The 24,459-nt window shown below is 72.4% G+C and carries 24 protein-coding genes and 1 pseudogene; 12 read left to right on the top strand and 13 right to left on the bottom strand.

What is annotated here, in order from left to right; genetic code table 11:
* Positions 1-301: 301 nt before the first annotated feature.
* The 3 genes from ACWEFJ_RS04165 (at position 302) to ACWEFJ_RS04155 (ending at position 2,903) form a co-directional block, all read left to right on the top strand.
* The gene (locus ACWEFJ_RS04165) at positions 302-643 is read left to right on the top strand and encodes a VOC family protein (protein WP_378084184.1); all 342 of its coding nucleotides are present in this window, start codon (positions 302-304) and stop codon (positions 641-643) included.
* 227 nt (positions 644-870) lie between these two features.
* Positions 871-2,079, top strand: a complete 1,209-nt coding sequence (locus ACWEFJ_RS04160; RefSeq protein ID WP_449712874.1) for a GNAT family N-acetyltransferase — start codon at positions 871-873, stop codon at positions 2,077-2,079.
* Positions 2,080-2,141: 62 nt separating this feature from the next.
* Positions 2,142-2,903: a hypothetical protein gene (locus ACWEFJ_RS04155; RefSeq protein ID WP_449712873.1), complete on the top strand. Its 762-nt coding sequence runs from the start codon at positions 2,142-2,144 to the stop codon at positions 2,901-2,903.
* Between the two features lie 5 nt (positions 2,904-2,908).
* Here the strand turns inward: ACWEFJ_RS04155 and ACWEFJ_RS04150 are convergent, their stop codons facing one another.
* Positions 2,909-3,712, bottom strand: coding sequence for an Fpg/Nei family DNA glycosylase (locus ACWEFJ_RS04150; protein ID WP_449712872.1), 804 nt, complete (start codon positions 3,710-3,712; stop codon positions 2,909-2,911).
* Complete coding sequence (locus ACWEFJ_RS04145) at positions 3,712-4,179, bottom strand: ribose-5-phosphate isomerase (protein ID WP_378084189.1); 468 nt, start codon at positions 4,177-4,179, stop codon at positions 3,712-3,714. Before ACWEFJ_RS04145 ends, ACWEFJ_RS04150 begins: the two co-directional genes overlap by 1 nt.
* A 27-nt stretch (positions 4,180-4,206) precedes the next feature.
* On the opposite strand from ACWEFJ_RS04145, the gene ACWEFJ_RS04140 reads away from it, so the two are divergent.
* Positions 4,207-4,914 (top strand): 2-phosphosulfolactate phosphatase, encoded by a 708-nt coding sequence (locus tag ACWEFJ_RS04140; protein WP_449712871.1) that lies wholly within the window; start codon positions 4,207-4,209, stop codon positions 4,912-4,914.
* 167 nt (positions 4,915-5,081) lie between these two features.
* Here ACWEFJ_RS04140 and ACWEFJ_RS04135 read toward each other — a convergent pair.
* A pseudogene (locus ACWEFJ_RS04135) lies at positions 5,082-6,449 on the bottom strand (aldehyde dehydrogenase family protein); the annotation flags it as partial.
* 56 nt (positions 6,450-6,505) lie between these two features.
* Positions 6,506-7,129 (bottom strand): mycothiol-dependent nitroreductase Rv2466c family protein, encoded by a 624-nt coding sequence (locus tag ACWEFJ_RS04130; protein ID WP_378084192.1) that lies wholly within the window; start codon positions 7,127-7,129, stop codon positions 6,506-6,508.
* A gap of 220 nt (positions 7,130-7,349) precedes the next feature.
* On the opposite strand from ACWEFJ_RS04130, the gene pepN reads away from it, so the two are divergent.
* Complete coding sequence (gene pepN / locus ACWEFJ_RS04125) at positions 7,350-9,911, top strand: aminopeptidase N (protein WP_449712870.1); 2,562 nt, start codon at positions 7,350-7,352, stop codon at positions 9,909-9,911.
* Between the two features lie 29 nt (positions 9,912-9,940).
* On the opposite strand, the gene ACWEFJ_RS04120 is transcribed toward pepN, so the two are convergent.
* Positions 9,941-10,819, bottom strand: coding sequence for a helix-turn-helix domain-containing protein (locus tag ACWEFJ_RS04120; protein WP_378084199.1), 879 nt, complete (start codon positions 10,817-10,819; stop codon positions 9,941-9,943).
* Between the two features lie 213 nt (positions 10,820-11,032).
* Here ACWEFJ_RS04120 and ACWEFJ_RS04115 point away from each other — a divergent pair, with 213 nt between their 5' ends.
* A complete protein-coding gene (locus ACWEFJ_RS04115) occupies positions 11,033-11,878 on the top strand; it encodes a helix-turn-helix domain-containing protein (RefSeq protein WP_449712869.1) in 846 nt (281 codons plus the stop codon).
* On the top strand, positions 11,875-12,039 hold the full coding sequence (locus ACWEFJ_RS04110; RefSeq protein ID WP_449712868.1) for a DUF397 domain-containing protein: 165 nt from the start codon (positions 11,875-11,877) through the stop codon (positions 12,037-12,039). The genes ACWEFJ_RS04115 and ACWEFJ_RS04110 overlap by 4 nt, the downstream gene beginning before the upstream one ends.
* A 48-nt stretch (positions 12,040-12,087) precedes the next feature.
* On the opposite strand, the gene ACWEFJ_RS04105 is transcribed toward ACWEFJ_RS04110, so the two are convergent.
* Positions 12,088-12,573 carry a DUF5130 family protein gene (locus ACWEFJ_RS04105; RefSeq protein WP_378084205.1) on the bottom strand — a complete coding sequence of 162 codons (486 nt, stop codon included), beginning with the start codon at positions 12,571-12,573 and terminating at the stop codon, positions 12,088-12,090.
* On the bottom strand, positions 12,560-12,805 hold the full coding sequence (ctaJ, locus tag ACWEFJ_RS04100; protein WP_378084207.1) for an aa3-type cytochrome oxidase subunit CtaJ: 246 nt from the start codon (positions 12,803-12,805) through the stop codon (positions 12,560-12,562). Before ctaJ ends, ACWEFJ_RS04105 begins: the two co-directional genes overlap by 14 nt.
* 486 nt (positions 12,806-13,291) lie before the next feature.
* On the opposite strand from ctaJ, the gene ACWEFJ_RS04095 reads away from it, so the two are divergent.
* Positions 13,292-13,609 (top strand): hypothetical protein, encoded by a 318-nt coding sequence (locus tag ACWEFJ_RS04095; protein ID WP_378084209.1) that lies wholly within the window; start codon positions 13,292-13,294, stop codon positions 13,607-13,609.
* A 9-nt stretch (positions 13,610-13,618) separates the two neighbouring features.
* On the opposite strand, the gene ACWEFJ_RS04090 is transcribed toward ACWEFJ_RS04095, so the two are convergent.
* Positions 13,619-14,284 carry an HNH endonuclease gene (locus ACWEFJ_RS04090; RefSeq protein ID WP_378084211.1) on the bottom strand — a complete coding sequence of 222 codons (666 nt, stop codon included), beginning with the start codon at positions 14,282-14,284 and terminating at the stop codon, positions 13,619-13,621.
* Between the two features lie 152 nt (positions 14,285-14,436).
* Here ACWEFJ_RS04090 and ACWEFJ_RS04085 point away from each other — a divergent pair, with 152 nt between their 5' ends.
* Entirely contained in the window at positions 14,437-16,530 is a 2,094-nt protein-coding gene (locus tag ACWEFJ_RS04085) for a prolyl oligopeptidase family serine peptidase (protein WP_449712867.1), read from the top strand.
* A gap of 16 nt (positions 16,531-16,546) precedes the next feature.
* Positions 16,547-17,434: a mechanosensitive ion channel family protein gene (locus ACWEFJ_RS04080; RefSeq protein WP_378084215.1), complete on the top strand. Its 888-nt coding sequence runs from the start codon at positions 16,547-16,549 to the stop codon at positions 17,432-17,434.
* Between the two features lie 374 nt (positions 17,435-17,808).
* Here ACWEFJ_RS04080 and ACWEFJ_RS04075 read toward each other — a convergent pair whose 3' ends face one another.
* A complete protein-coding gene (locus ACWEFJ_RS04075; protein ID WP_449712866.1) occupies positions 17,809-19,182 on the bottom strand; it encodes a hypothetical protein in 1,374 nt (457 codons plus the stop codon).
* Positions 19,183-19,347: 165 nt separating this feature from the next.
* Between ACWEFJ_RS04075 and ACWEFJ_RS04070 the strand changes: the two genes are divergently transcribed.
* The gene (locus ACWEFJ_RS04070; RefSeq protein ID WP_378084219.1) at positions 19,348-19,734 is read left to right on the top strand and encodes a globin; all 387 of its coding nucleotides are present in this window, start codon (positions 19,348-19,350) and stop codon (positions 19,732-19,734) included.
* Positions 19,735-19,791: 57 nt separating this feature from the next.
* Positions 19,792-21,387 carry a glycoside hydrolase family 13 protein gene (locus ACWEFJ_RS04065; RefSeq protein WP_378084222.1) on the top strand — a complete coding sequence of 532 codons (1,596 nt, stop codon included), beginning with the start codon at positions 19,792-19,794 and terminating at the stop codon, positions 21,385-21,387.
* A 47-nt stretch (positions 21,388-21,434) separates the two neighbouring features.
* Here ACWEFJ_RS04065 and ACWEFJ_RS04060 read toward each other — a convergent pair whose 3' ends face one another.
* From ACWEFJ_RS04060 to ACWEFJ_RS04045, 4 genes are read right to left on the bottom strand one after another with little or no spacing between them, the layout of a single operon-like run.
* A complete protein-coding gene (locus ACWEFJ_RS04060; RefSeq protein WP_378084224.1) occupies positions 21,435-22,061 on the bottom strand; it encodes a hypothetical protein in 627 nt (208 codons plus the stop codon).
* Positions 22,054-22,485, bottom strand: coding sequence for an acyl-CoA thioesterase (locus ACWEFJ_RS04055; RefSeq protein WP_378084226.1), 432 nt, complete (start codon positions 22,483-22,485; stop codon positions 22,054-22,056). The genes ACWEFJ_RS04060 and ACWEFJ_RS04055 overlap by 8 nt, the downstream gene beginning before the upstream one ends.
* 49 nt (positions 22,486-22,534) lie before the next feature.
* Positions 22,535-23,452, bottom strand: coding sequence for a DNA glycosylase AlkZ-like family protein (locus ACWEFJ_RS04050; RefSeq protein WP_449712865.1), 918 nt, complete (start codon positions 23,450-23,452; stop codon positions 22,535-22,537).
* A complete protein-coding gene (locus tag ACWEFJ_RS04045) occupies positions 23,449-24,456 on the bottom strand; it encodes a LacI family DNA-binding transcriptional regulator (protein ID WP_378084230.1) in 1,008 nt (335 codons plus the stop codon). Before ACWEFJ_RS04045 ends, ACWEFJ_RS04050 begins: the two co-directional genes overlap by 4 nt.
* Between the last annotated feature and the right edge of the window lie 3 nt (positions 24,457-24,459).

Raw genomic sequence — 24,459 nt, 5'->3', positions numbered from 1 at the left:
GGTCGCTCACGGCGTCCGTCAACGAGGTCGTCCAACGTCCATTGGAAATGAATTGGGAAATAGCGCAGAACCCAATCTGCCCTGTCCGCCGGTGTTGCGCACATAGGCGTCTCCGGGGCGAGCGGCGGGACGCCGTGGGCGGGCTGGCGGTCATGGTGGCTGCGGGCGTCGGGGTAGTCGTAGTGGTACGCCGGTCAGTCCACACCGGACCGTCACGATCGGGGGCCGCGGCTCTCGGTCGCCTGTGAGCCACGACGCTTTGGCCAGACGAACGGGTCCCACGTCGCCTCATGATGGGACCATGCGCCTGAACCAGATCGTGGTGGACTGCCCCGACCCGTCCCGGCTCGTGCGGTTCTGGGCCGGGCTGCTCGGGGGCGAACCGGTCCTCCGCGCGCACGGGTGGGCGCACGTCGTGCCGCCGGGCTGGCCGCGCCTCTCGTTCCAGCCCGTGCCCGAGCCGAAGGCCGTGAAGAACCGGCTGCACCTGGACATCGACGTCCCCGACATCGCCGCCGCGACGCGGAGGGCCACCGGACTGGGGGCGACCGCGCTGGGCGGCGTCCACACCGACGAGCAGGGCAGCTTCCAGGTGCTCCGCGACCCCGCCGGCAACGAGTTCTGCTTCGTCACGCCCCGCTAGGGCGCTCAGGACGACACCGCGCGCCACAAAGCCTCGCCGAAGCGGATCGCCAGCACCACCATGAGGAAGCCGATGCCGAAGGTCACCAGGCACCTCAGGACCACGCGCAGGTTCCTCACGCGCACAGTCTGCTCCCCGGACGGCCGATCACCGGCCGGTTCCGGGAAACCGGCGCGCGTGCCGGAATTGGGTTCGCGCGTGAACGCCCGGCAGCGTATGAACGGGAGATGGCGCTCACCATCCGCACCCTGGCCGCGGACGAACTCGCGGCGTACCAACGCGTCCTCAACTCCGCCTTCCTCGCCGACAGCGTCGAGGACCAGCTCGAACGGTGGCGTGACCTGTTCGAGCCGGACCGCTACCACGCCGTGTTCGACGGCGACGAGCTGATCGGCGGCGGTGGCGTCCAGACCCGTGACATCACCGTGCCGGGCGCGGGTCCGCAGCCCCTCGCCGCGGTCACGGCGGTCGCCGTGAAACCGGGGCACCGCCGCCGCGGCGTGCTCACCCGCGTGATGCGGGCGCAGCTGCACACCCTGCACGACGAGGGCAGGGAGGCCGTCGCCGCGCTGTGGGCGTCGGAGGCGGCGATCTACCCCCGCTTCGGGTACGGGCTCGCCAGCGAGTTCGCCCGGCTGTCCGTGCCGGGTGACGCGGCGTTCCGCCCCGGCGTGTCGATCGACGGCGAGCGGGTGCGCGAGGTCTCGCGGGACGAGGCCATGCCGTTCATGAAGACCGTGTACGACGAGCTGCGGCCGGGCCGAACGGGGTGGCTGAGCCGCACGGACGCCGCCTGGGACGCCTACTTCGCCGACACCGAGCGGGACCGCGACGGGCTCACGGCGTACCGCTACGCGGTGCACCCGCAGGGTTACGCGGTCTACCGGGTCAAGCAGGACTGGCAGGAACGCGGCCCGCGCAACGAGCTGCACGTGCGGGAGATCGCGGCCCGCACGGACGAGGCGTACGCGGCGCTCTACCGGTACCTGCTGGACCTGGACCTGGTGGGCGAGTTGAAGTTCTACACCGCCTCGGACGACCCGGTGCTGCACCTGCTGGACGACGTGCGGCTCGCGCTGCGCAGCCGGTCCGACGCGCTGTGGGTGCGGCTGGTGGACGTCGACCGCGCGCTCGCCGGGCGGCGTTACAACTCCGACGTGGACGCCGTGCTGGAGGTGTCGGACGAGTTCTGCCCGTGGAACGCGGGCCGGTGGCGGCTCACGGTGAAGGACGGCACGGCGACCGTGCAGCGGGTGGACGACGACCCGGACGTCGTGCTCGACGTGCAGGCGTTGGGCGCGGCCTACCTGGGCGGGACGCGGTTGACGACGCTGGCCCGCGCCCAGCGGGTGAGTGAGGTCACGGACGGTGCGCTGAACGCCTTGTCACATGCGTTCCTGGGTGATCGGGAGCCCCACTGCACGGAGGTGTTCTGACCGTTTCGGGAACCTCCGCACCGTGCGTGGCGTTTTCCGGGCATCAAGCATCGGGAGGGTCGATGACCACCACGATCGTGTTGCTCGTGCTGCTCGCCCTGGCCGGGGTGATCTGGTACTCGGCCCGGTCCGCCGCGGAGAAGCGCCGCCGGGAGCTGGAGGACGCCCAGGCCGAGGCGCGCCGCTGGGTGGAGCGGCTGGGCGGCCAGGTGATGAACCTGACCGGCACGGACGTCGCGTCGCAGCAGGCGCTGGCCGACGCGTCCGAGCGGTTCACCGCGGCGGGGTCGCAGATGGAGCAGGCGCGCACGGTGGAGCAGTGCCGCCTGGTCACGCAGACCGCGATGGAGGGCCTGTACTACGTGCGGGCCGCGCGCGTCGCGATGGGCCTCGACCCCGGCCCCGAGCTGCCGGACCTCACCGGCCAGAGCCGCGCGGGCAAGGTCTCGGAGGAGCGGGACGTCACGGTGGAGGGCCACCGGTACGTCGCCTCGCCGCAGCCGGGCGCGCAGACGCCGCACTACTACCCCGGCGGTGTCGTGGCGGGCCGGCCGGTGCCGCAGGGCTGGTACTCCGAGCCGTGGTGGAAGCCCGCGCTCGTGGCCGGCGCGTGGACGTTCGGGTCGATGATGCTGTTCAACGCGATGTTCGTCGGCATGGTCGGGGTGCCCGCGGCCGTGGCGGCCGGTGACGACGGCGGCGGCGACGGTGGGGACGGCGGCGACGCGGGTGGCGACGCCGGGGACGCCGGTGGTGACTACGGCGGCGACTTCGGCGGCGGCGACTGGGGTGGCGGCGGCGACTTCGGCGGCTTCGACATCTGACCCGGTCAGGCCGGTTGGCAGGTCGGGCACCAGTAGAGGTTGCGGCCGGCCAGCTCGGCGGCGGCGACGGGCGTGCCGCAGACCAGGCACGGTTGACCGGTGCGGCGGTAGACGTACACCTCGCCGCCGTGCCGGTCCTGGCGCGGCGCGCGGCCGGTGACCTCGGGCAGGTGCTCGGGCCGCACGGTGTCGATGCGACCGATCTTCACGCCGGCGCGCATGAGCACGACCAGGTCGAGCCACAGGTCGTCCCACAGCGCCCGGTCGATCGCGCGGCCCGCCACGTACGGGTGAACGCCGTGCCGGAACAGCACCTCGGCGCGGTAGACGTTGCCGACGCCCGCGAGCACGGTCTGGTCCATCAGCAGCACCGCGATCGACTGGCGGGACCGGGCGATGCGCGCGTAGGCCCGGTCCGGGTCGGCGTCGCCGCGCAACGGGTCCGGGCCGAGCCGGGCGTGCAGGGCGTCCACCTCGACGTCGGTCAGGACCTCGCAACGCGTCGGGCCGCGCAGGTCCGTCCAGTGGGTGGGGCCGACGAGCCGCATCCGCACCGCGCCGACCGGGTCCGTCACCGGGTGGGGCGATTCGGTGAACGTGCCGTAGAGGCCCAGGTGGACGTGCACGGTCGCGTCGGGGCCGTAGACGTGGAACAGGTGCTTGCCGTGCGCCTCGGCCCGTTCGAAGAGCCGGCCGTCCACGAGGGACGCGGAGAACTTGCCCTGCGGGCTCGACACCCGGACCGTCGAGCCCGCGTACCGCCGCTGGTGCAGCCGGGCCAGGCGGTGCAGCGTGTGGCCTTCGGGCATCAGGGCAGGGCCGGCGCCTCGCCGGTGCGCTCGTACTCGCCGAGGATGGCGATGCGGCGGGCGTGCCGCTCCTGCCCGGAGAACGGGGTCGCGAGGAACGCCTCGACGATCGCGAACGCCTCCTCGGTGGTGTGCATCCGGCCGCCGATGCCGATGAGCTGGGCGTCGTTGTGCTCGCGGGCCAGCTTCGCGGTCTCGACGCTGTAGGCCAGCGCGGCCCGCGCGCCCGGCACCTTGTTCGCGGCGATCTGCTCGCCGTTGCCGGAGCCGCCGATGACGATGCCCAGGCTGCCCTCGTCCGCGACCACGCGGCGGGCGGCCTCGATGCAGTACGGCGGGTAGTCGTCCTCCGCGTCGTACTCGGCCGGTCCGACGTCGACCACCTCGTGGCCCGCGTCGGTCAGGTGCTTGACGAGATGGGTCTTCAGCTCGAAGCCCGCGTGGTCCGATCCCAGGTAAACGCGCACGTCAGCAAGTCTGCCATCCTGGGCCGGGTGTTCGGACAAGAGGGTTCCCGGCTCCGGCTGGAATGGGGTGTCGAGGGCGTGACCGCGCTCGGCGGGCGGTGCGCGGTGCTGGTGGTCGTGGACGTGCTGTCGTTCTCCACGGCGGTGGACGTCGTGGTCGCGCGCGGGGGCGCGGTGCGGCCGGTGCACTGGGCCGACCGGGCCTCGGCGGCCCCGCCGGCCGACCGGTCGTGGACGTTGCGGCCGTCGTCGTTGGTGTCGGTGCCGCCCGGCGAGGTGCTGGAGCTGGCGTCGCCGAACGGCGCGACGTTGTGCTCGGTGGCGGCGTCGACGGGGTCGATCGTGCTGGCCGGGTGCCTGCGCAACGCGCGGGCGGTGGCCGCGGCGGCGCGGTCGTTGGCGGCGGGCGGGCCGATCGGGGTCGTGCCGGCCGGGGAGCGGTGGGGCCTGAACCTGGCGGAGTCCGACGGGGCCGGGCCGCTGCGGCCGGCGGTGGAGGACCTGCTGGGCGCGGGCGCGGTGATGGCGGCGCTGCTCGGGTACGGGTCGGCGTCGGTGGAGGCCGCCCTGGCGGCCGAGGTGTACGCGCGGGCGTCCGTGGCGGACGTGCTGGCGGGCTGCGTGTCGGGCCGGGAGCTGATCGCCGCCGGTCACGCGGGCGACGTGGCCCTGGCCGGCGAGGTCGACGTCAGCACCGCCGTCCCCCGCCTGGCCGACGGCGTCCTGCGCGCCTGACCCCAACCCGCGAGAGTCCAACGCCCACCGCGCGAGAGTCCAACGCCCACGCACCCCGAGTTCAATGCTCGACGCACACGTCCCGGCGCTGGGCGTTGAATTCACGTGGTGTGAACGTAGGACTCTCGCGGTGTGGGTGTCGGACTCTCGCGGTCGCGTGGACCGGATCAGCGCTGGACGGACTTCACCTCGGTGAACTCGTCCAGGCCGTGCGCGCCGAACTCGCGCCCGTTGCCGGACTGGCGGTAGCCGCCGAACGGGGCGCGGGTGTTGAACGCGGCGCCGTTGATGTCCACCTGGCCCGTGCGCAGGCGCTTGGCCACGGCCAGCGCGCGCTCGGGGTCGGCGGAGAAGACGGCGCCGCCCAGGCCGTAGATGGTGGAGTTCGCGATGCGGACGGCGTCGTCCTCGTCCGCGTACGGCATGACGGACAGCACCGGCCCGAAGATCTCCTCCTGCGCGATCGCCATGTCCGGCCGCACGTCGCCGAACACGGTCGGCGCGACGTGGAAACCCCGCTCCAGCGGTCGCTCGGGGCCGCCGAGGGCGAGCTTCGCGCCCTCCTCGACGCCGCGCCGGATGTAGCCGACGACGCGGTCGCGCTGGGCCGCCGACACCGCCGGGCCGAGGCGCGTGCCGGGCAGGGCGGGGTCGGCCGGCTCGTACTTGGCCGCGGCCGCGACGGCGATCTCCACCGCCTCGTCGTGCCGGTCGGCGGGCACCAGCAGCCGGGTCCACGCGCTGCACGCCTGCCCGTTGTTCATGTACGCGTTGGCGACGCCGATCTTCACCGCGCGGGTCAGGTCGGCGTCGTCGAGCACCACGTTCGCCGACTTCCCGCCCAGCTCCAACGCCACCCGCTTGACCGTCTCGGCGGCGAGCGCGGCCACCCGCCGACCGGCCCGCGTCGAACCCGTGAACGACACCATGTCCACCATCGGGTGACTGGCCAACGCCTCGCCGACCACCGGGCCGAAGCCGTGGACCAGCGAGAACACGCCCGGCGGCACACCGGCGTCGGAGAGCACCGAGGCCAGCAGGTCGGCGGTGAGCGGGGCCAGCTCGCTCGGCTTGAGCACCACCGCGTTGCCCGCGGCCAGGGCGGGCACGACCTTCGCGACCATCTGCTGCAACGGGAAGTTCCACGGGGTGATCGCGGCGACCACGCCGACCGGCTCACGCAGCACCAGCGAGTTGCCGATCTCCTCGCCGTCGAAGTAGCCGCCCGCCAGCACGTCCGCCACGCCCCGCGCGATGCCCACCGGGTTCGGCACCTGCACGCGGGAGGCGAACGTGATGGGCGTGCCCATCTCCTTCGTCATGGTCGCGGCGAACTCCTCGGCCCGCGCCTCCAGCGCGTCCGCGACCGACCGCACCAGGGCGAGCCGGGTCTCCAGCGGCGTCGCCGACCACGCCGGGAACGCGGCGACCGCCCTGGTCACGGCCGCGTCCACGTCACCGGTCGTGCCGGCGCGGACGGTGCCGACGACTTCTTCGGTGGTCGGGTTGACGACCTCGATCACGGCGGACTCCCCGGAGACGGTGTGACACCCCTGGACGAAACGTGCCCAAGAGTGTCACACCGAGCGCGTCAGGAGAAGTCCAGGCCGCCGGTCCGCGTCCGCTTCAGCTCGAAGAAGTACGGGTAGCCGGCCAGCGCCCGCGCCCCGTCGAACACCCGCACCGCGTCCTCGCCGCGCGGGATCTTCGTCAGCACCGGCCCGAAGAACGCCACGCCGTCGATGTGGATCGTGGGCGTGCCGACGTCCTCGCCGACCGGGTCCATGCCGCGGTGGTGGCTGGCGCGCAGCTCCTCGTCGTGCTCGTCGGTGTGCGCGGCGGCGGCCAGCTCGGCGGGCAGGCCGACCTCCTCCAGCGCCAGCGCGATGGCCTTGTCGTACTCGCGGTCCTTGCCCAGGCCCTCGTTGTGGATCTTCGTGCCGAGCGCGGTGTAGAGGTCGCGCAGCACGCCGTCGCCCTTGAGCTTGGCCGCGGCGATCGCGACGCGCACCGGGCCCCAGCCCTGGTCGAGCATGGCGCGGTAGTCGGCGGGCAGGTCACGGCCCTCGTTGAGCACGGACAGGCTCATGACCCGGAAGTTCAGGTCGAGGTCGCGCTGCTTCTCCACCTCGAGGATCCACCGGGACGAGATCCACGCGAACGGGCAGATCGGGTCGAAGTAGAAGTCGACCTTCGTGCGTCCCTCTGTCGACATGCGGTGTCCCTCCGTGGCTGTTCGTGTGCACGGCGCGCCGGCGCCGGCGCTCCAATCGTGCACAACCGGCCGGCCCCGCGCAGTCTTCCCTCGGACGCCAGTCCACTTCCGGGGGTCCCACGTGATTGGATGCGACTGTCGTGTTCACCGACTCGACACCCAGTCCCGTTCCGACGAGGCCGGCGCCGAGGTCCCGCGGCGTCGGCAGACGAGGTGACCAGTGGCGGCACCCAACCTCACCCGCGACCAGGCGCAGCAGCGGGCTGCGCTTCTGGAAGTCGACTCCTACCGGATCGAGTTGGACCTGACCGACGGCGGCGGGAAGCCCGGCTCGGACACGTTCCGCTCCACCACGACGATCGCCTTCCGCAGCCGCACCCCCGGCGCGTCCTCGTGGGTCGACATCGTGGCCGCCAACGTGCACCGCGCCGTGCTCAACGGGCACGAGCTGGACGTCTCCGCGTACCGCGAGGAGGACGGCGTCCACCTGCCCGAGCTGGCCGAGGTCAACGAACTGACCGTCGAGGCCGACTGCCGGTACATGAACACCGGCGAGGGCCTGCACCGGTTCGTCGACCCGGTGGACGGCGAGGTCTACCTGTACTCGCAGTTCGAGACGGCGGACGCCAAGCGCATGTTCGCCTGCTTCGACCAGCCCGACCTCAAGTCGGTCTACGACCTCACGGTGACCGCGCCGCACCACTGGAAGGTCGTCTCCAACGCGGCGATCGAGTCCACTGTGGACGGTCCGGGCGGCGCGGACACGCACGTCTTCGCCACCACCAAGCCCATGTCCACGTACCTGGTCGCGCTGGTCGCCGGCCCGTACGCGGAGTGGCGCGACGAGTTCAGCGACGGCGACACCACCATCCCGCTGGGCATCTACTGCCGCGCGTCGCTCGCCCCGCACATGGACGCCGAGCGGCTGTTCACCGAGACCAAGCAGGGTTTCGGCTTCTACCACCGCGCGTTCGGGGTGACCTACCCGTTCGGCAAGTACGACCAGTGCTTCGTGCCCGAGTTCAACGCGGGCGCGATGGAGAACGCCGGCTGCGTCACGTTCCTGGAGGACTACGTCTTCCGCAGCCGCGTCACCCGCTACCTGTACGAGCGCCGCGCCGAGACCGTGCTGCACGAGATGGCGCACATGTGGTTCGGCGACCTGGTGACCATGCGCTGGTGGGACGACCTGTGGCTGAACGAGTCGTTCGCCACCTGGGCGTCGGTGCTGGCGCAGGCCGAGGCGACCGAGTACCGGCAGGCGTGGACCACGTTCGCCAAGATCGAGAAGTCGTGGGCGTACCGGCAGGACCAGCTCCCGTCCACGCACCCCGTGGCCGCGGACATCCCCGACCTCCAGGCGGTCGAGGTCAACTTCGACGGCATCACCTACGCCAAGGGCGCGTCGGTGCTCAAGCAGCTCGTGTCGTACGTGGGGCTGGACAACTTCCTGTCCGGCCTGCGGGTGTACTTCGGCAAGCACGCCTGGGGCAACGCCACGCTGGCCGACCTGCTCAACGCGCTGGAGGAGGCGTCGGGCCGCGACCTGTCGTGGTGGAGCGCGCAGTGGCTGGAGACCACCGGCCTGAACCTGCTGCGCCCCAAGTTCTCGGTCGACGACGAGGGCCGGTTCACCGAGTTCGCCGTGCTCCAGGGCGGGGCCCGGCCGGGCGCGGGCGAGCTGCGCACGCACCGGCTGGCGATCGGCGTGTACAACTCGGACGACGACGGCAAGCTCGTGCGCACGCACCGGGTCGAGCTGGACGTGTCCGGCGAGCGCACCGAGGTGCCGGACCTGGTGGGCGTGCCGCGCGGCAAGCTGGTGCTGGTCAACGACGACGACCTCACCTACTGCACGATGCGGCTGGACGCCGACTCGCTGGCGTCCCTGATCGACCACATCGCCGACATCGCCGAGCCCCTGCCGCGGACGCTGTGCTGGTCGGCGGCGTGGGAGATGACGCGTGAGGCCGAGCTGAAGGCCCGCGACTTCGTGAACCTGGTGCTCGGCGGGTTGCAGGCGGAGACCGAGGTCGGCGTGGTGCAGCGGCTGCTGCTCCAGGCGCAGACCGCGCTGTCGTCGTACGCGGACGCGTCGTGGCGCGACGAGGGCTGGCGCAGGTTCACCACTCGCACGCTGGAGCTGGCCCGCGCCGCCGAGCCCGGCTCGGACCACCAGCTCGCGTTCGTCAACGCGCTGGCCGGGTCCGTGCTGGACGAGGCCACGCTGGCGGTCGTGCGCGGGTGGCTCGACGGCACGGACGTGCTCGACGGCCTCGACGTGGACACCGACCTGCGCTGGCGGCTGCTGCACGCGCTCGTCGCGCACGGCGCCGCCGGCCTGGACGAGATCCAGGCCGAGGAGGAGCGCGACCCGACCGCGACCGGCCACCGCAAGGCCGAGTCGGCGCGGGCGCTGCGGCCCACGGCCGAGGCCAAGGCCGAGGCGTGGGACCGCGCGGTGAACGACGACGAGCTGCCGAACGCGGTGTCGGAGGCGATCATCGCGGGCATCCAGCACCCCGGTCAGAAGCAGCTGCTCCAGCCGTTCGTGGCGCGGTACTTCGCCGACGTCGCCGACGTGTGGGAGCGCCGGTCGAGCGAGCGGGCGCAGTCGATGGTCGTCGGCCTGTTCCCCTCGTGGTCCATCTCGAAGGACACCGTGACGGCGGCCGACGAGTGGCTGGCCGAGGAGCGCCCGCCGGCCCTGCGGCGGCTGGTGTCGGAGGGCCGTGCGGGCATCGTGCGGGCCCTGGCGGCCCAGGAGTTCGACCGCTCCTGACGGTTCGACGTGCGCGACGGGGCGGGGCCTCAGGCCTCGTCCCGTCGCGCGTCCGGGGCCGAGCGGGTGTCGCGGTCGTAGGCGTCGGCCCACCGGGCGAACACGTCGCGCGACTGGGCGGCGGTCAGGACGAGCTGGTCCAGCCGGCGCATCTTCACCTGGTAGGCGCTGACCGCGTCCGGGTCGTCGTGGAACACGGTCGCCGCCTCGGTCTCCGCGTACGCCAGCGGCTTGATCGGCGAGGCGAACGTCAGCACCGTCGCCGCGTGGCGCAGCGCCTCGTGCGACGGCGCGCTCATCGGCACGATCCGCGGGCTGATGCGCGCCCACCCGCACATCAGCGTCAGCCGCAGCATCTGGTCCCGCATCACCTTCGCGTCGCCCACGACGACCCGCAACGCGGCCTCGTGGATGTAGATGACCGTCTCCGGGCCGCCCGGCCTGCGCAGCGTGTCCTGCCGGTCCATGCGCGCCTGCGTCATCTCCCGGTCGTTGGTCAACGCGTACGCGTAGTCCTCGGTCTGCGCCAGGCTCGGCACCACCAGCGGCTCGTAGGTCGCCACGGTGCGCGCCGCGTGCTCGTGCATCGACAGCGCCGTGAGCGTGTCCGGCCACGGGTCGTGCAGCCGCAGGAAGCTGCCCGTGTCCAGTTCGCTGGCCAACGCCAGGATCCGGTCCCGCGTCGGTTTGTCCGCGCCGCACCGGCCGAGCAGCGTCCCGATTTCCCACGCGCTCGTGCCGCGACTGCCGGTTTCGAGTTTCGACAACTTCCCCAACGACCACCCCAACGCCTCGGCGACGTAACCGGAGGACAGCCGCGCCCGGTGTCGGACCCGGCGCAACTCCTCTCCCAATTCCCTGCTGCGGGCGGTGCTCAGCCGCGCAGGCGGCTTTTCTTCGGACTCCATCGACAACCCCGTTCACACTGCGAATGAAAAGGCACGGCGAGTGGTGGGCGCTGCGCACTCCCCGCGCGCTCCACCACCCGCCGTGCATGCCCGACCAGCGTGCGGACTGGCCGGTAGCTGGTGCACAACACCTTGGTCGGGCACGCAACAGCCGGTCAATACCCTTTTCGAGCGAGAGACTTGACCACCGGTCCAGCCTTAAGGTGCATTCCCATGAACCGCAATACCTCGAAGGCCATCGCTTTGGGAGCGCGCCTGCGCAACGCACGAAAGGCCAACAATCTCAGCCAACGCGCACTCGCAAAGAAGATTGGCATCGTACATTCGTTGCTCTCGCGCAACGAGAACGGCCTGCGCGTGCCGACGCGGACCGAAGTCATCCGCATCCTCGAACCCCTGCACATCTCCGAGCGGGATCGCGAAGAAATCCTCGCGATGACCGACGACCCGAGCGGATCACCCCTGGCGGTGATCCAGATGCCCGAACGACGGGTGCAGATCGCCGCACTGGTCGAGGTCGAGCAGATGGCCAGGGAGGTCGTGAGCTGGTCGCCGTTGCTCGTGCCCGGTCTCCTCCAGGTCAGCTCCTACACCCGCACGATCATGGAGGCCGCGCGCATCCCGGACGAGGAGGTGGCCACCCGCGTCGCCGTCCGGATGGGCCGACGCGACATCCTCACCCGCCGCAACCCGGTCCACTACACCGCCCTGATCGGCGAGAGTGTGCTCAGCCAGAACTTCGGGGGTTCCGCGGTGATGGCCGAGCAGTTCGACCACCTGCTGATGATGAGCGCCCACGAGAACGTCGACCTGCGAATCGTGCCCACCACCACCGGTTGGCACCCCGGGCTCTGCGGCTCCTTCTTGCTGCTGAAGTGCGACGGAACGTCGTTCGCGCACCTGGAGAACGCCGTCAGTTCGGTGTTCGTGCAGGAGCCCGAAGCGGTGGCAGCTTTCGAAGCGTGCGTGCCAGAGTTGCTCAAGGTCGCGATGAGCCCGGAGCAGTCGTTCGAGATCATCGCGAAGGAGGTGCAGCGCCGGACGACGGGAGTCTCATGACCCTGCGATGGAAGAAGTCCAGCAAGAGCAGCGCCAGCAGTGACTGCGTCGAGGTGGCCCACCACCTCGGCGCGGTGCGCGACAGCAAGAACCCCGACGTCGTCCTCGACGTCAGCCCGGCGCGCCTCAGGGCGTTCGTGAACGCGCTCAAGGCCCGCTGACGACGAAGGCCCCGGCGAGGTTCGCCGGGGCCTTCACGTCGTCGTGCGTCAGGCGGTCCTGGGCGCGTGGCCCGCCTGGTCGGTCAGCATCCGCAGGCCGCTCACCAGGCCGCCCGCGAGGTCGCCCTCCTTGAAGGAGGCGACCATGCTCATCACCGCGAGCTTCGCGCCGCGGTCGGCGATCCGGCGGTGGGACTCCTCGCCGGTCACCACCTCGACCCGGCGCTCACCGGGCGACACCGCGACGAGCACGGCGTGCGACGGGCGCGTGGTGCTCGCGTGCAGCTCCTCGGCCCGCGCGCGGGAGTCCGCCCCCAGCTCGCCGAGGTACACGCTGAAGTCCAGCCCGGTGGTGCGGCTGGCCAGCGTCAGCGCCTCGTCCAGGCTCGCGAGCTGCACCGGGGTGAACGGCAGGCTCGGGGCGTGCGGCTCGTACATCTTCGCGGCGGACACCCGGCCGCTGTTGGTGACGACCGTGCCGACCGGGAGGGTCGACGGGTCCACCTCCGCCTTCGTCAGCTCACCAGTTGCCACGGGCACCTCCCTTGGCGGTGCGGCCCTCGACCGGGGCCGGGACGGCCTGGTGCGCGCCGCCGGGCAGGCCCGCCGGGTTCGCGGTCCACCAGACGGGGGCGTAGTTCCACTCCTGGCCGGGCCGGTACCGCTGAATGCGGGTGGCCTTCGGCCTCAGCGTCAGTAGCGTGATCACGCCGTAGATGGCCAGCGGGATCAGCGCGAAGACGAGCACGGTCTCCACGATGGTCACGGCGGCTACGGTAACCGATCGGCCTGGTCACCTCAGGGCGAGGGGCACCCGTCTCCGCACTGGTGGGGGTCGGCCCCGGCGCGCGGGGGCGTCGGACCGCCCGGAGAACTGTGAACGAGCCCCCGCGGGCGCGGTCCGGGACTACGCGGAGGGCGGTGACCGCATCCCGGGACGCCGCCCCCGGCCCGACCGGTGCACGGCTGTCCGTGATGTGGCCTCGCCACTTGGCATGTGCGTGTGTGATCCGCGTGACCCCTACCTGGGACGACGTCACTCTCGGTACTCATCGGTGCCGAATGCACTAGCTCTCCGGCTCGATCGTCGCAGCGCGTACGCCCGGTCGGCCTTCCCCCGGACGGAGGCGAATGGCGGCCGGTTTGGCGTCTTGTCCTGGGCCCACTCGGCTTCTAGCTTTTCACCTGTACGGGTCTTGCGCATCCGAATCCGGAGACCAATTCCCGCCCGATGAGTCTCGGAGGACACGACATGTACACCCTGAACCTCGTTCTGGTCGCCGCCCTCACCCTTTCGTCGTACACCCAATCGGAGCAGAGCGTTACCACTGTTCAGCCTCCGTCGGTGCAGGCCGACTCGGTCCGCATCACCTCCGAAGACTCCGTCCGGGCCACCAACGCCGGCTCCGTTCGCATCACCGGGGCGACGGACGGCTCCGTCCGGATCACGACCGTGGGGTCCGTGCGCATCACGTCCGGATCGGTGCGCATCACGTCCGGTTCCGTGCGCATCACGTCGGGATCCGTGCGCATCACGGACGACGGCCCGGAGCGGGTCGTGTCGGTGTGAGGGCGGGCGTCAGGCCGCGGGCTCGCCGAGGTAGGGCAGCCAGAGCGGGTCGGCCTCGGTGACGCCGGCCAGCAGCCGCCAGTGCGGCCCGCGGGGAGCGCTGGGCACCACGCGCAGCCGCCAGCCCAGCTCCGAGAGGAGCTTGTCGGCCTTGCGGTGGTTGCACTTGGCGCAGCAGGCCACGCAGTTCGTCCACGAGTGGGGGCCGCCGCGGCTGCGCGGCACCACGTGGTCGATGGTCTCGGCGCGGCCGCCGCAGTACGCGCAGCGGTACCGGTCGCGGTGCATCAGCCCGGCCCGGGTGAGCGGCACGCGGCCGCGGTAGGGCACCCGCACGTAGTTCGCCAGCCGGATCACCGACGGGACGACCACCTGGGACGTCGAGGAGTGCACCACCGCACCCGCCGGGTCGCCGTGCACGACCTCCGCCTTCCCGCACACCACGAGCACCACGGCACGGCGCAGCGGCAGCGCGGTGAGGGGCTCGAACGTGGCGTTGAGGAGCAGCACCTTGCGCCTGCCCCAGGGCAGCGCCACGGGGGCCGGACCGGTTCCCTCCCCGCCGGCCACGGCGTGCACGGCGGTCGCCGAGAGCTGTTTTTGGCCGGACGGGACCGACGACGCGATCCCGGTGTTCACCAGGGCGCCGATCGGGGTGGGTTGTCGGTCTGGCACGCGACCACCTCCACCGGTTCAGCCATAGCAGACCACAGATCGACCCCAAAAATCACCTGTGATATGTGACGTGTCACGAAGCCGTGGGCGAAACCCCGGTGAACAGGCACCTATCGGTGATGGTTTTCATCACGCCGGCTACGCTGGGGAAGGTGACCGATGCTTCCCGCGCAGCGCTGCCTGCGACGATCACCTACCCCGACGCCCCGCGCCTCGACCTCGTCGAGGACCTGCACGGCCACGCGGTGGCCGATCCCTACCGGGCCCTCGAGGACGCTGCGGACCCCCGCACCGAGGCGTGGTCCGCCGCGCAGGACGCCCTGGCGCGGTCGTGGCTGGACGCCCTGCCCGGCCGCGAGGCGCTGGCCGCCCGGCTGGGCGAGCTGATGCGGACCGGCTCCGTGGGCACGCCCGTGTGGCGGGCGGGGCGCGCGTTCTACACCCGGCGCGGGCCGGACCAGGACCACCCCGTGCTGTACGTGCTGGTGGACGGCGTGGAGCGGGTGCTGCTGGACGTGTCCGCGCTCGACCCGTCCGGGCGGACCACGCTCGACCGGTGGTCGCCCTCGCGCGAGGGCACCCGGCTGGCCTACCAGGTGTCCGTCGGCGGCGACGAGCACTCGTTGCTGCACGTCGTGGACGTGGACACCGGGGAGCTGCTGGACGGTCCGATCGACCGCTGCCGGTACTCGCCGGTGGGCTGGCTGCCCGGCGGCGAGGAGTTCTTCTACGTGCGGCGGGTGAACCCGGCGCTGGTGCCCGAGGACGAGCGGCAGTTCCACCGGCGGGTGTGGCGGCACCGGGTGGGCTCGCCCGCGTCCGAGGACGTGAACGTGCACGGCGACGGGCTGGACCACACCTACTACTACGGGCTGTCGCTGTCGGAGGACGGCCGGTGGCTGCTGGTGAACGGCGCGCCCGGCACCGTGCGGCGCGACTCGGTGTGGATCGCGGACCTGCACGGCTCCGGCGAGCTGCGGCCGGTCGTGCTGGACTCCGACGACGTGCAGTGCACCGCGTCGGTCGAGCCGGACGGGCGGCTCTACCTGCGCACGAGCCGCGACGCGCCCCGGTTCCGGCTGTGCGTGGCCGACCCGGAGCGGCCGACGGAGTGGACCGAGCTGGTGGCCGAGCAGCCCGACTCGGTGCTGGACGCGGTGACGTGGCTGGACGGGTCGCTGGTGGTGCTGCGGACCCGGCACGCGGTGTCGGAGCTGCACCTGCACTCCCCCGTGACGGGCGAGCACCTGCGGGAGATCCCGCTGCCGGGGACGGGGTCGGTGCACGGGTTGTCCACAGCCGACGCGGCGACCGTTGCGGACCGGGACGTGCTGTGGTTCGGCTGGTCGGACTTCACCACGCCCTTGTCGGTGTACCGGTACTCGCTCTCGGAGGGCCGGACGGAGCTGCACGCGGCGGCACCCGGAACGGTGACCCTCCCCGAGTTGTCCACACAACAGGTCTCGTACACGTCATCCGACGGCACGGTCGTGCGAATGTTCGTGGTGTCCGGCGCGCGGCAGCCGGACCTGCCCCGGCCGGCGCTGCTCACCGGCTACGGCGGGTTCGCGGTGGGCCGCGGTCCGGGGTACAGCGCGACCACGCTGGCGTGGGTCGAGGCGGGCGGCGTCTGGGCGCACGCGTCGTTGCGGGGCGGTGACGAGGAGGGTGAGGAATGGCACCGGGCGGGCATGCGGGAGCACAAGCAGAACGTGTTCGACGACTTCCACGCGGCGGCCGAGCGGCTGATCGCCGACGGCTGGACCACGCCGCAGCAGTTGTCGATCATGGGCGGGTCGAACGGCGGGCTGCTGGTCGGGGCGGCGCTGACCCAGCGGCCGGAGCTGTACGCGGCGGTCGTGTGCTCGGCGCCACTGCTCGACATGGTCCGTTACGAGAACTTCCTGCTGGGGCGGCTGTGGGCCGAGGAGTACGGCTCCGCGTCGGTGCCCGAGGAGCTGGAGTGGCTGCTGGCCTACTCCCCGTACCACCGGGTTCGGCCGAGCGTTGAGTACCCTTCGGTGCTGTTCACGGTCTTCGAGTCGGACAGCCGCGTGGACCCCAACCACGCCCGGAAGATGTGCGCGGCGCTGCAACACGCGACGTCGAGTGATCCGACCAAGCACCCGGTGCTGCTCCGCCGCGAGACCGAGGTGGGGCACGCGGGCCGATCGGTGAGCCGGTCGGTCGGCCTGGCCGTGGACCAGTTGACCTTCTTGGCCTGGGCGACCGGCCTGGAGTTGTGAGCGGAGGACTGAGCTGGTGCTGGAGGACGTGGAGTCGACCCTCGCCGTCGAGTGGTGGGTGGTCAACGGGCCCAAGATCGCCGAGGGTGCGTTGCGGATCGCCTTGACGGTGATCATCGCGGTGGTGGTCCGGTTCCTGCTCCGCCGGTTGATCGACCGGATGACCCGAGGCAACGGCGGGCGCAAGCCGAAGCTGCTCAAGCCGCTGCGGGAACGCGCGCCGCAGGCGTTGGGCGCGCTGGTCTCCGAGCGGCGCGAGCAGCGGGCCAAGACGATCGGCTCGGTGCTCAAGTCGTTCGTCACGATCATCGTGTTCGGCGTGGCGTTCATCCAGGTGCTGACCGAGCTGGGGATGAACCCCGCGCCGATCCTGACCTCGGCGGGCATCCTCGGCGTGGCCCTCGGTTTCGGCGCGCAGAACCTGGTCAAGGACTTCCTGTCCGGCATGTTCATGATGCTGGAGGACCAGTACGGCGTCGGGGACGTGGTGGACCTCGGGCCGGCGACCGGCACGGTGGAGGCGGTGGCGCTGCGGATCACCACGATCCGCGACACCAACGGCACCGTCTGGTACGTCCGCAACGGCGAGATCATGCGGGTCGGCAACTCGTCCCAGGGCTTCGCGGTGGCCGTGGTCGACCTGCCGCTCGCCTACGGCGCGAACCTGGCCTCGGCCACCGAGGTGCTGACCCGGGCCGTGACCGAGGCGACGGCCGAGGAGTCGCTGGCCAAGGACGTCACCGACAAGCCGCAGGTGCTGGGCGTGGAGAAGGTCACGCCGGAGGGCATCACGATGCGGGTGACGGTGAAGGTGCGGCCGGGCCGCCAGTGGGCCGTCCAGCGCGCCCTGCGCGCACGCCTGATGCCCGCCCTGGACGAGGCGGGGATCTCGCTGAAGTCGTGAGACCGGCCGGTGGCGGGGCGGGCCGTGCAACCGCACCCACCCCGCCACCGCCTGCACCCACCACCCCACTCGCCACCGACCAGGCCCACACCCGGCCAAGCCCACGACCGGCCCACCACCACCGGCCGAGCCCGCGACCGCCCCACGCCACGGCGCACCCGCCACCGGCACCCAACACCGGCCCATCGCGATCCCGGCCCATCGCGATCCCGGATCGGCCCAATCCCGACCCGACCGGATCCGGGCTGCGGTCCGGGCCGAGCAGCGATCCGTGCGCGACTGCCGCGTAGTCGTCAGGCCGCGCGCACGACCAGGGCGTTGATCGGGCCACCGCCCGGCCGAGGCACGGGCCGGACCGCGGCTTGGCCGGGGTGTCAGGCGGCGGTCAGCGCGGTCAGGGTGTCGACCAGCGGGCGGGCGTCCTTGGCGTGGGCGGAGTCGGCTTCGGCGCGGTCGCGGATGGCGTTGATGCGGTCGAAGGTCCGGGTCGAGCTGATCCGGCCGGCCGGGCTCAGCAGGGTGGACGCGAGGCGGTTCGCCTCCGCGTGCTCGCCCTGCAGGACGCGGACGCCCACCAGGGAGATGACGTCGAACAGGTTCGACCGCTGGTAGGTGGCCCGGCGCAGGCGCAGCGCCTCGGCCAGGTGCGGCTCGGCCTTGCGCTCCGTGCCGGGCCGGTGCTCGGCCGCGGTGCGGTAGGACAGGGCCGCCATGCCCTCCAGTCCCGCCCGGTCGAAGTAGGACAGCCAGGCCGGGGTCTCGTCGGGGTCGGCCTTCGCGAAGTGCGACTCGGCGTCCCCGACCGCCCGGTCCACCGCCTCGACGTCGCCGAGGGTCGCGTGCGCCCACGACTCGCAGGTCGCGAGCATGGCCGACGCCATCGGGTCGAGCCGGCCCGCCGAACCGCGCCGGGCCAGCGCGACCAGCGACAGGGCCTCCCGCGGTTTGCCGACGTGCACCATCTGTCGGGCCATCCGAGACAGCACCTCGACGCCCAGCCCGGTGTCGCGGGCCCGTTTGGCGCAGTGCAGGGCCAGGGTGAAGTACCGCTGCGCGGTCACCTGGAGCCCGACGTCGTGGGACATCCAGCCGGCCAGCCGGGCGAGGTCCGCGGTCGAGCGGAACAACCGGCGGGAGATCGCGTCCGGGTAGCTGTGGTCCAGCAGGTCCGCCATGGCCTTGAGCTGCCCCACCACGGCCTCCCGGTACAGGCCGCCGCCGCGTTGGGCGTCCCAGGTCCAGAACGTCCCGGTCGCGGCCTCCAGCTCCGCGATCTCGGCCGTGCCGATGCGCCCAGGGCCGAGCGCGGGCGCGGCCGGCGGCGGCGAGTCGGGGTGCAGCCAGCCGGCCAGCCTGCCCTCCAGCACCGCGCCCGTGGCCAGGGCCGCCGTCGCGCCGAGCACATCCCTGCGTTTGATCATCAGATCGCTCCTGGTGAAGTCCTGCACGGTGGCGACCAGGGTCCGGTGGTCCCAGGAGACCCGGTCGTGGGTCGTGGGCGTCGCGGCCAGCCCGAGGTCCGCGGCGGTGAAGGGGCGGCCCAGCCGTTCGGCGAACAACGCCACCAGCAGCTCCGGCACCGGGTGCCGGGGCCGTTCGCCCTCCAGCCACCGCCGCACCCGCGAGCTGTCCGGCGCGACGTTGTGGCCGCGGGCCTGGCCGAGCCGCCCGACCGCGCGCGCCAGTTCGAGCTGCGTCCACCCGGCCTGCCGGAACCAGTGCAGGAGCGCCGCGTTGGCCTCGCCCATGTCGTGTCCTCCCTCACGGCGGGGGCCGTCGGGCACAGGATGGGGTGCCGCGCGCGGCGGTCACCAGCGACGGCGGCGGTGCGCCACCACTTCGCCAACCGCCGCCGGGACCGGGCGGCCACCCCGGCCACGTCCGGAGCGGCCCGGCTGAGGCAGGATGGAGGGGTGACCACGCCTCCGGACAACTTCTACGAAGCAGTGGGCGGGTACGAGACGTTCCACAAGATCGTCGCGCGCTTCTACGAGGAAGTGGCGAAGGATCCGATCCTGCGTCCCATGTACCCCGAAGAGGACCTCGGTCCCGCCGAGGAGCGGTTCCGGCTGTTCCTCATGCAGTACTGGGGCGGCCCGCACACCTACTCCGACACCCGCGGTCACCCCCGGTTGCGGATGCGGCACGCGCCGTTCGTCATCGGTCCCGCGGAACGGGACGCCTGGCTGCGCTGCATCAAGGTCGGCGTCGACTCGGTCGACCTCGACCCCGAGCACCGCAAGGTGCTCTGGGCGTACCTGGAGATGGCCGCGAACAGCATGATGAACGCCTGGGTGTGATCCTTGATCCCCCGAACGGGGTCGTGCTGTCGGTCGCGAATGGCAGGATGACTCCTCGTGCGACGATCCTCCGATCCCCGACCAGAGATCGCCGACGAGTCCGCCTGGTGGCGTGACGCCGTCTTCTACCAGGTCTACGTGCGGTCGTTCGCCGACGCGAACGGCGACGGCGTGGGCGACCTCGACGGCATCCGCTCCCGGCTCGGCTACCTGGAGCTCCTCGGCGTGGACGCCCTCTGGCTGACGCCGTTCTTCACCTCGCCCATGGCCGACCACGGCTACGACGTGGCCGATCCCCGTGACGTCGACCCGCTGTTCGGCGACCTGGCCGCGTTCGACCGGCTGGTCGCCGAGGCGCACGCGCACAACCTCCGCGTCACCATCGACCTGGTCCCCAACCACACCAGCGACCGGCACCCCTGGTTCCAGGCCGCGCTGCGGGCCGGGCCGGGTTCGGTCGAGCGGGACCGGTTCATCTTCCGGGACGGCGGCGGGTTCGACGGGTCCGTGCCGCCGAACAACTGGCCGAGCCAGTTCGGCGGGCCGGCGTGGACGCGGGTCCCGGACGGCCAGTGGTACCTGCACCTGTTCACCCCCGAGCAGCCCGACCTGAACTGGGACAACCCGGAGGTCGCCGCCGACCTGGCGCGCACGCTGCGGTTCTGGCTGGACCGCGGGGTGGACGGGTTCCGCATCGACGTCGCGCACGGCATGGCCAAGCCCTTCGGGTTGCCGAACATCGACCCGCGGGCCCGGCTGGGCGCGGGGGTGATGCACGACAACTCGCTGGACCCCCGGTTCGACAACGACGGGGTGCACGAGGTCCACCGGATGATCCGCAAGGTCATCGACGAGTACCCGGGCCGGATGGCGGTCGGGGAGATCTGGGTCGCCGACGACGAGCGGTTCGCCCGCTACGTGCGGCCCGACGAGCTGCACCTCGGGTTCAACTTCCGGCTGGTCGAGGCGTCGTTCGACGCGGACGCGGTGCGGTCGGCGATCGAGCGCTCGCTGGGCGCTGTCCAGGGCCTGGACACGCCGCCGACCTGGACGTTGTCCAACCACGACGTGCCGCGGCACGTGACCCGGTACGGCGGTGGCGCGATCGGCGCGCAGCGGGCGCGGGCGATGGCGCTGGTGCAGCTGGCGCTGCCGGGCGTGGTCTACCTGTACAACGGCGAGGAGCTGGGCCTGCCGGACGTGGAGCTGCCGGACTGGGCGTTGCAGGACCCGATCTGGCTGCGGTCCGGGCACACCCAGCGCGGCCGGGACGGGTGCCGGGTGCCGTTGCCGTGGGAGGGCGACGCGCCGCCGTTCGGCTTCTCCCAGGGCGTGAGCACCTGGCTGCCGCAGCCGGACGAGTGGGCCGGCCTCACCGCCGAGTCGCAGCTCGAGGACCCGGAGTCGATGCTGTCGTTCTACCGGCACGCGCTGGAGCTGCGGAAGTCGCACGGCTCCTTCAGCGGCGACGAGCTGGAGTGGTACGGCGCGCCGCCCGGCTGCTTCGCGTTCCGGCGCAAGGGCGGCGGGCTGATCTGCGCGCTGAACACCTCGGGCGGCCCGGTGCCGCTGCCGCCGGGCGAGGTGCTGCTGGCCAGCGGCCCGATGGAGGGCAGCCTGCTGCCGCCCGACACGGCGGTCTGGCTGGTCTAGCGGGACAGGCGGGCGCGGCCGTCCCGGACGGCCGCGCCCAGTCGGGGTCAGACCAGCAGCGGCAGCATGGAGTGGCGGCGGCGGACCACCGCGCCGAAGCGGGCGTCGATGCGCAGCCACGAGTCGGTCGCGGTGATGCGCACGTCGTCGCCGCCCAGGAAACCCATGCCGGACAACGCGAACAGGCACCGCATCGGCACCTTCACGTCCAGCCCCGACCCGCTGACCGTGATCACCGTCTGGTCGAGCAGCGAGGCGGGCGGCGTGCCGCGCGGGCCCGCGTTCTCGCGCGCCACCTCCACGCCCTTCTCCGCCAGCTCGGACACGACGCTGCCCGGCAGCCGGTCCACCGGCAGCCAGCCCGCGACGGGCGGCAGCGCGGAGCGCCACATCATGTCGCGCGCCGGGCCGGGGTCGACGGTCTCGCTGCGCACCACGGCCAGCCCGGTGAGCAGATCGGTCCCGGACACCGTCACGTCGGCGGGCGTGATCCGCCCCTCCACGGTGCGGGTGGCCAGGGTGTCGAACGGGGTCGAGACCCAGGCGTCCACCAGGCCGCCGGACGCCCGGTTGCGCAGCCGCACCACCGCTTGGCCGTCCAGCCGCACGGCACGGGCGACGAACGCGCCGAGGTCGTCCCGCTCGGCGGGGTCGGCGAGGACCAACTCAGGCACCATTACCTCCGGCACGCCAGCCGGCGAGGAAGTCGCGCTCGGCTTCGAGGAGACGGCGCGGGCGTCCGGCCGTCAGGTTGTACGGCACCATGAGGGTTTCCGCCGTCGTGACGACGGGGCTGCCCTCCTGGCGGCTGCCGCGGACCGTGTAGTCCAACGTGAACGACGCGGACTTCAATTCCCGCACGGACAGCTCGACGCGGACCTCGTCACCGGTGAACACCACCGGCGCGAGGTAGTCCACCACGAGGCGGGCCACCACCATGCCCTGCGACATCTCCGGCACGCCGTGCCGGGCCGCCTCGGTGAACAGCAGGTCGATGCGGGCCTCTTCCAGCAAGGTCACCGTGTTGGCGTGGTTGACGTGGCCGAACGCGTCCATGTCGGACCAGCGCGGGCGCACACCCGTGACGAACACACCCAACTTGAACGCGCCTCCCGGTGTCGATGCGTGACGTGACCTTATCGACGTGCTACACCCAGGTTAAGCGGACGTCCAGGTCGAGGAACCGGCCCAGGTCGGCGATCTCCTCCGCCAAGTCGGGACGTTCACCGAACGGGTGGACCTCGACCCGCGCGCCGGTCCGCCGCCACACCGCGACCACCCGTCCGTCGACCACGACGTGCGGGGTGAGGAAGCCGCCGCCGGTCTGCACGAGCGGCGCGTGCCGGGGCGCGAGCGCGGCGGAGCGGTCGCGGTAGCCGAGCAGGTAGGGGTCGAAGTGGCCCAGCAGGCGGACCGCACCGGTCGGCTCGGCCGGTTCGTCGGCCACCTCGGGCAGGTCCTTCACCTCGCGCTTGGGCAGGCCGCTCCACGCGGCGAAGTCGTCGGGCGTGGCCGGGCCGTAGGCGCGCCGGTAGCGCCGCCACAGCTCGTCCACGCCGCGCGGCTCGGCGTCGACGCGCAGCAGGCGGTAGGTGTCGTCCAGGCCCCGGCACAGCACGCCGGAGTGCGCGGCGAACGCCAGCAGGTGCGCCGGGGCCTGCGACTTCGGGTCGAGCGGGAGGCCGACCTCGGCCAGGCGGCGCACGACGTCCGCGCGGTCCAGCGGCTCGGTCAGGATCTCGCGGAGCGCGGGCAGCGCGCGTTCGCACAGCTCGTCGGTGAGGCCGAGCTGCGCGCGGCGGCGCCGTCCGGCGGCGATGAACGTCGGTCCGAGCAGGCGCACGACCCACAGGTCGTCCTCGTGCAGCAGGTGCAGGGTGCCGCGCATCGCCCAGGTGCGCACCAGGGGACCGTCCAGGGACCGCACGCCCCGGGCGCGCGCCGCGAGCCGTGCCGCCGGGACGTCCTGGGCCTGGAGGGCGAACACGGAGGCGAACAGGTCCGTGACGCCGGCGGCCGGGTGCGAGAGCCGTTGGGCCCGCATCCTGCGCGCGAGCAGCGTCATCTCGGTCGCGCGCCGGTCGAGCCGCGCACCACCAGCTCGGGCTGGAACACGAACTCGGCGTGCGTGCCCGAGAGGGGGCTCCTCAGCGTGCCGCCTATCTCCTCCAGCAACGCGTGCACGGCGGCCTGCCCCATCGCCTCGACCGGTTGCCGGATCGTGGTCAGGGGCGGGTCGGCGAACACGATCAGCGGGGAGTCGTCGAAGCCGACCACCGACACGTCGCGCGGCACGTCCAGGCCGCGGTGGCGGGCCGCGCGGATCGCGCCGAACGCCATCAGGTCGCTCCCGCACACGATGGCCGTGCAGCCGCGGTCCAGCAGGGCGTTGGCCGCCGCCTGGCCGCCCTCGACCGAGAACAGCGAGTGCTCCACCAGGTCGGCGGCCTGCGGCCGGACGAGCGTGAAGCCCTCCACCATGCGCTGCGCGGGCACGAACCGGGGCGGTCCGACGGCCAGGCCGATCCGCTCGTGCCCCAGTTCCACCAGGTGGGAGACGGCGAGCCGGACGCCCGCCCGGTTGTCCACCGACACGAACGGCGCGGACACCTGGTCGGTGTAGCCGTTGATCATCACGAACGGCACGCCGCGACCGGCCAGCTTGACGTACCGGTCCTTGTCGGCGGTCGTGTCGGCGTGCAGGCCGGACACGAAGACGATCCCGGTGACGCCCCGGTCGACCAGCATCTCGGTCAGCTGGTCCTCGGTGGAGCCGCCGGGCGTCTGCGTGCACAGCACCGGCGTGTACCCGTCGCGGGTCAGCACCTGCTCTATGACCTGCGCGAACGCCGGGAAGATCGGGTTGTTCAACTCGGGGGTGATCAACCCGATCAGCCCGGCGCTGCGCTGGCGGAGCCGGGGCGGGCGCTCGTAGCCGAGGACGTCCATCGCGGCGACCACCGCCTGGCGCGTCGCGGCCGAGACGCCCGGCTTGCCGTTGACGACCCGGCTGACCGTCGCCTCGCTCACGCCTGCCTGGGTCGCGATGTCACTGAGCCGCGCTGTCACACC

The sequence above is a fragment of the Actinosynnema sp. NPDC004786 genome (assembly GCF_053601135.1).
The sequence above is the reverse complement of the archived record's forward strand: the minus strand, read 5'-3'. Positions and strand labels throughout refer to the sequence as shown.

Excerpts from the sequence above, each read along its gene's own strand:
- ACWEFJ_RS04150 (WP_449712872.1), bottom strand. The coding sequence starts at position 3,712 with ATGCCCGAAGGCCACACGCTGCACCGCCTGGCCCGGCTGCACCAGCGG.
- ACWEFJ_RS04160 (WP_449712874.1), top strand. The coding sequence starts at position 871 with ATGGCGCTCACCATCCGCACCCTGGCCGCGGACGAACTCGCGGCGTAC.
- ACWEFJ_RS04050 (WP_449712865.1), bottom strand. The coding sequence starts at position 23,452 with ATGACGCTGCTCGCGCGCAGGATGCGGGCCCAACGGCTCTCGCACCCG.
- ACWEFJ_RS04115 (WP_449712869.1), top strand. The coding sequence starts at position 11,033 with ATGAACCGCAATACCTCGAAGGCCATCGCTTTGGGAGCGCGCCTGCGC.
- ACWEFJ_RS04110 (WP_449712868.1), top strand. The coding sequence starts at position 11,875 with ATGACCCTGCGATGGAAGAAGTCCAGCAAGAGCAGCGCCAGCAGTGAC.
- ACWEFJ_RS04130 (WP_378084192.1), bottom strand. The coding sequence starts at position 7,129 with ATGTCGACAGAGGGACGCACGAAGGTCGACTTCTACTTCGACCCGATC.
- ACWEFJ_RS04120 (WP_378084199.1), bottom strand. The coding sequence starts at position 10,819 with ATGGAGTCCGAAGAAAAGCCGCCTGCGCGGCTGAGCACCGCCCGCAGC.
- ACWEFJ_RS04165 (WP_378084184.1), top strand. The coding sequence starts at position 302 with ATGCGCCTGAACCAGATCGTGGTGGACTGCCCCGACCCGTCCCGGCTC.
- ACWEFJ_RS04095 (WP_378084209.1), top strand. The coding sequence starts at position 13,292 with ATGTACACCCTGAACCTCGTTCTGGTCGCCGCCCTCACCCTTTCGTCG.
- ACWEFJ_RS04155 (WP_449712873.1), top strand. The coding sequence starts at position 2,142 with ATGACCACCACGATCGTGTTGCTCGTGCTGCTCGCCCTGGCCGGGGTG.
- ACWEFJ_RS04075 (WP_449712866.1), bottom strand. The coding sequence starts at position 19,182 with ATGGGCGAGGCCAACGCGGCGCTCCTGCACTGGTTCCGGCAGGCCGGG.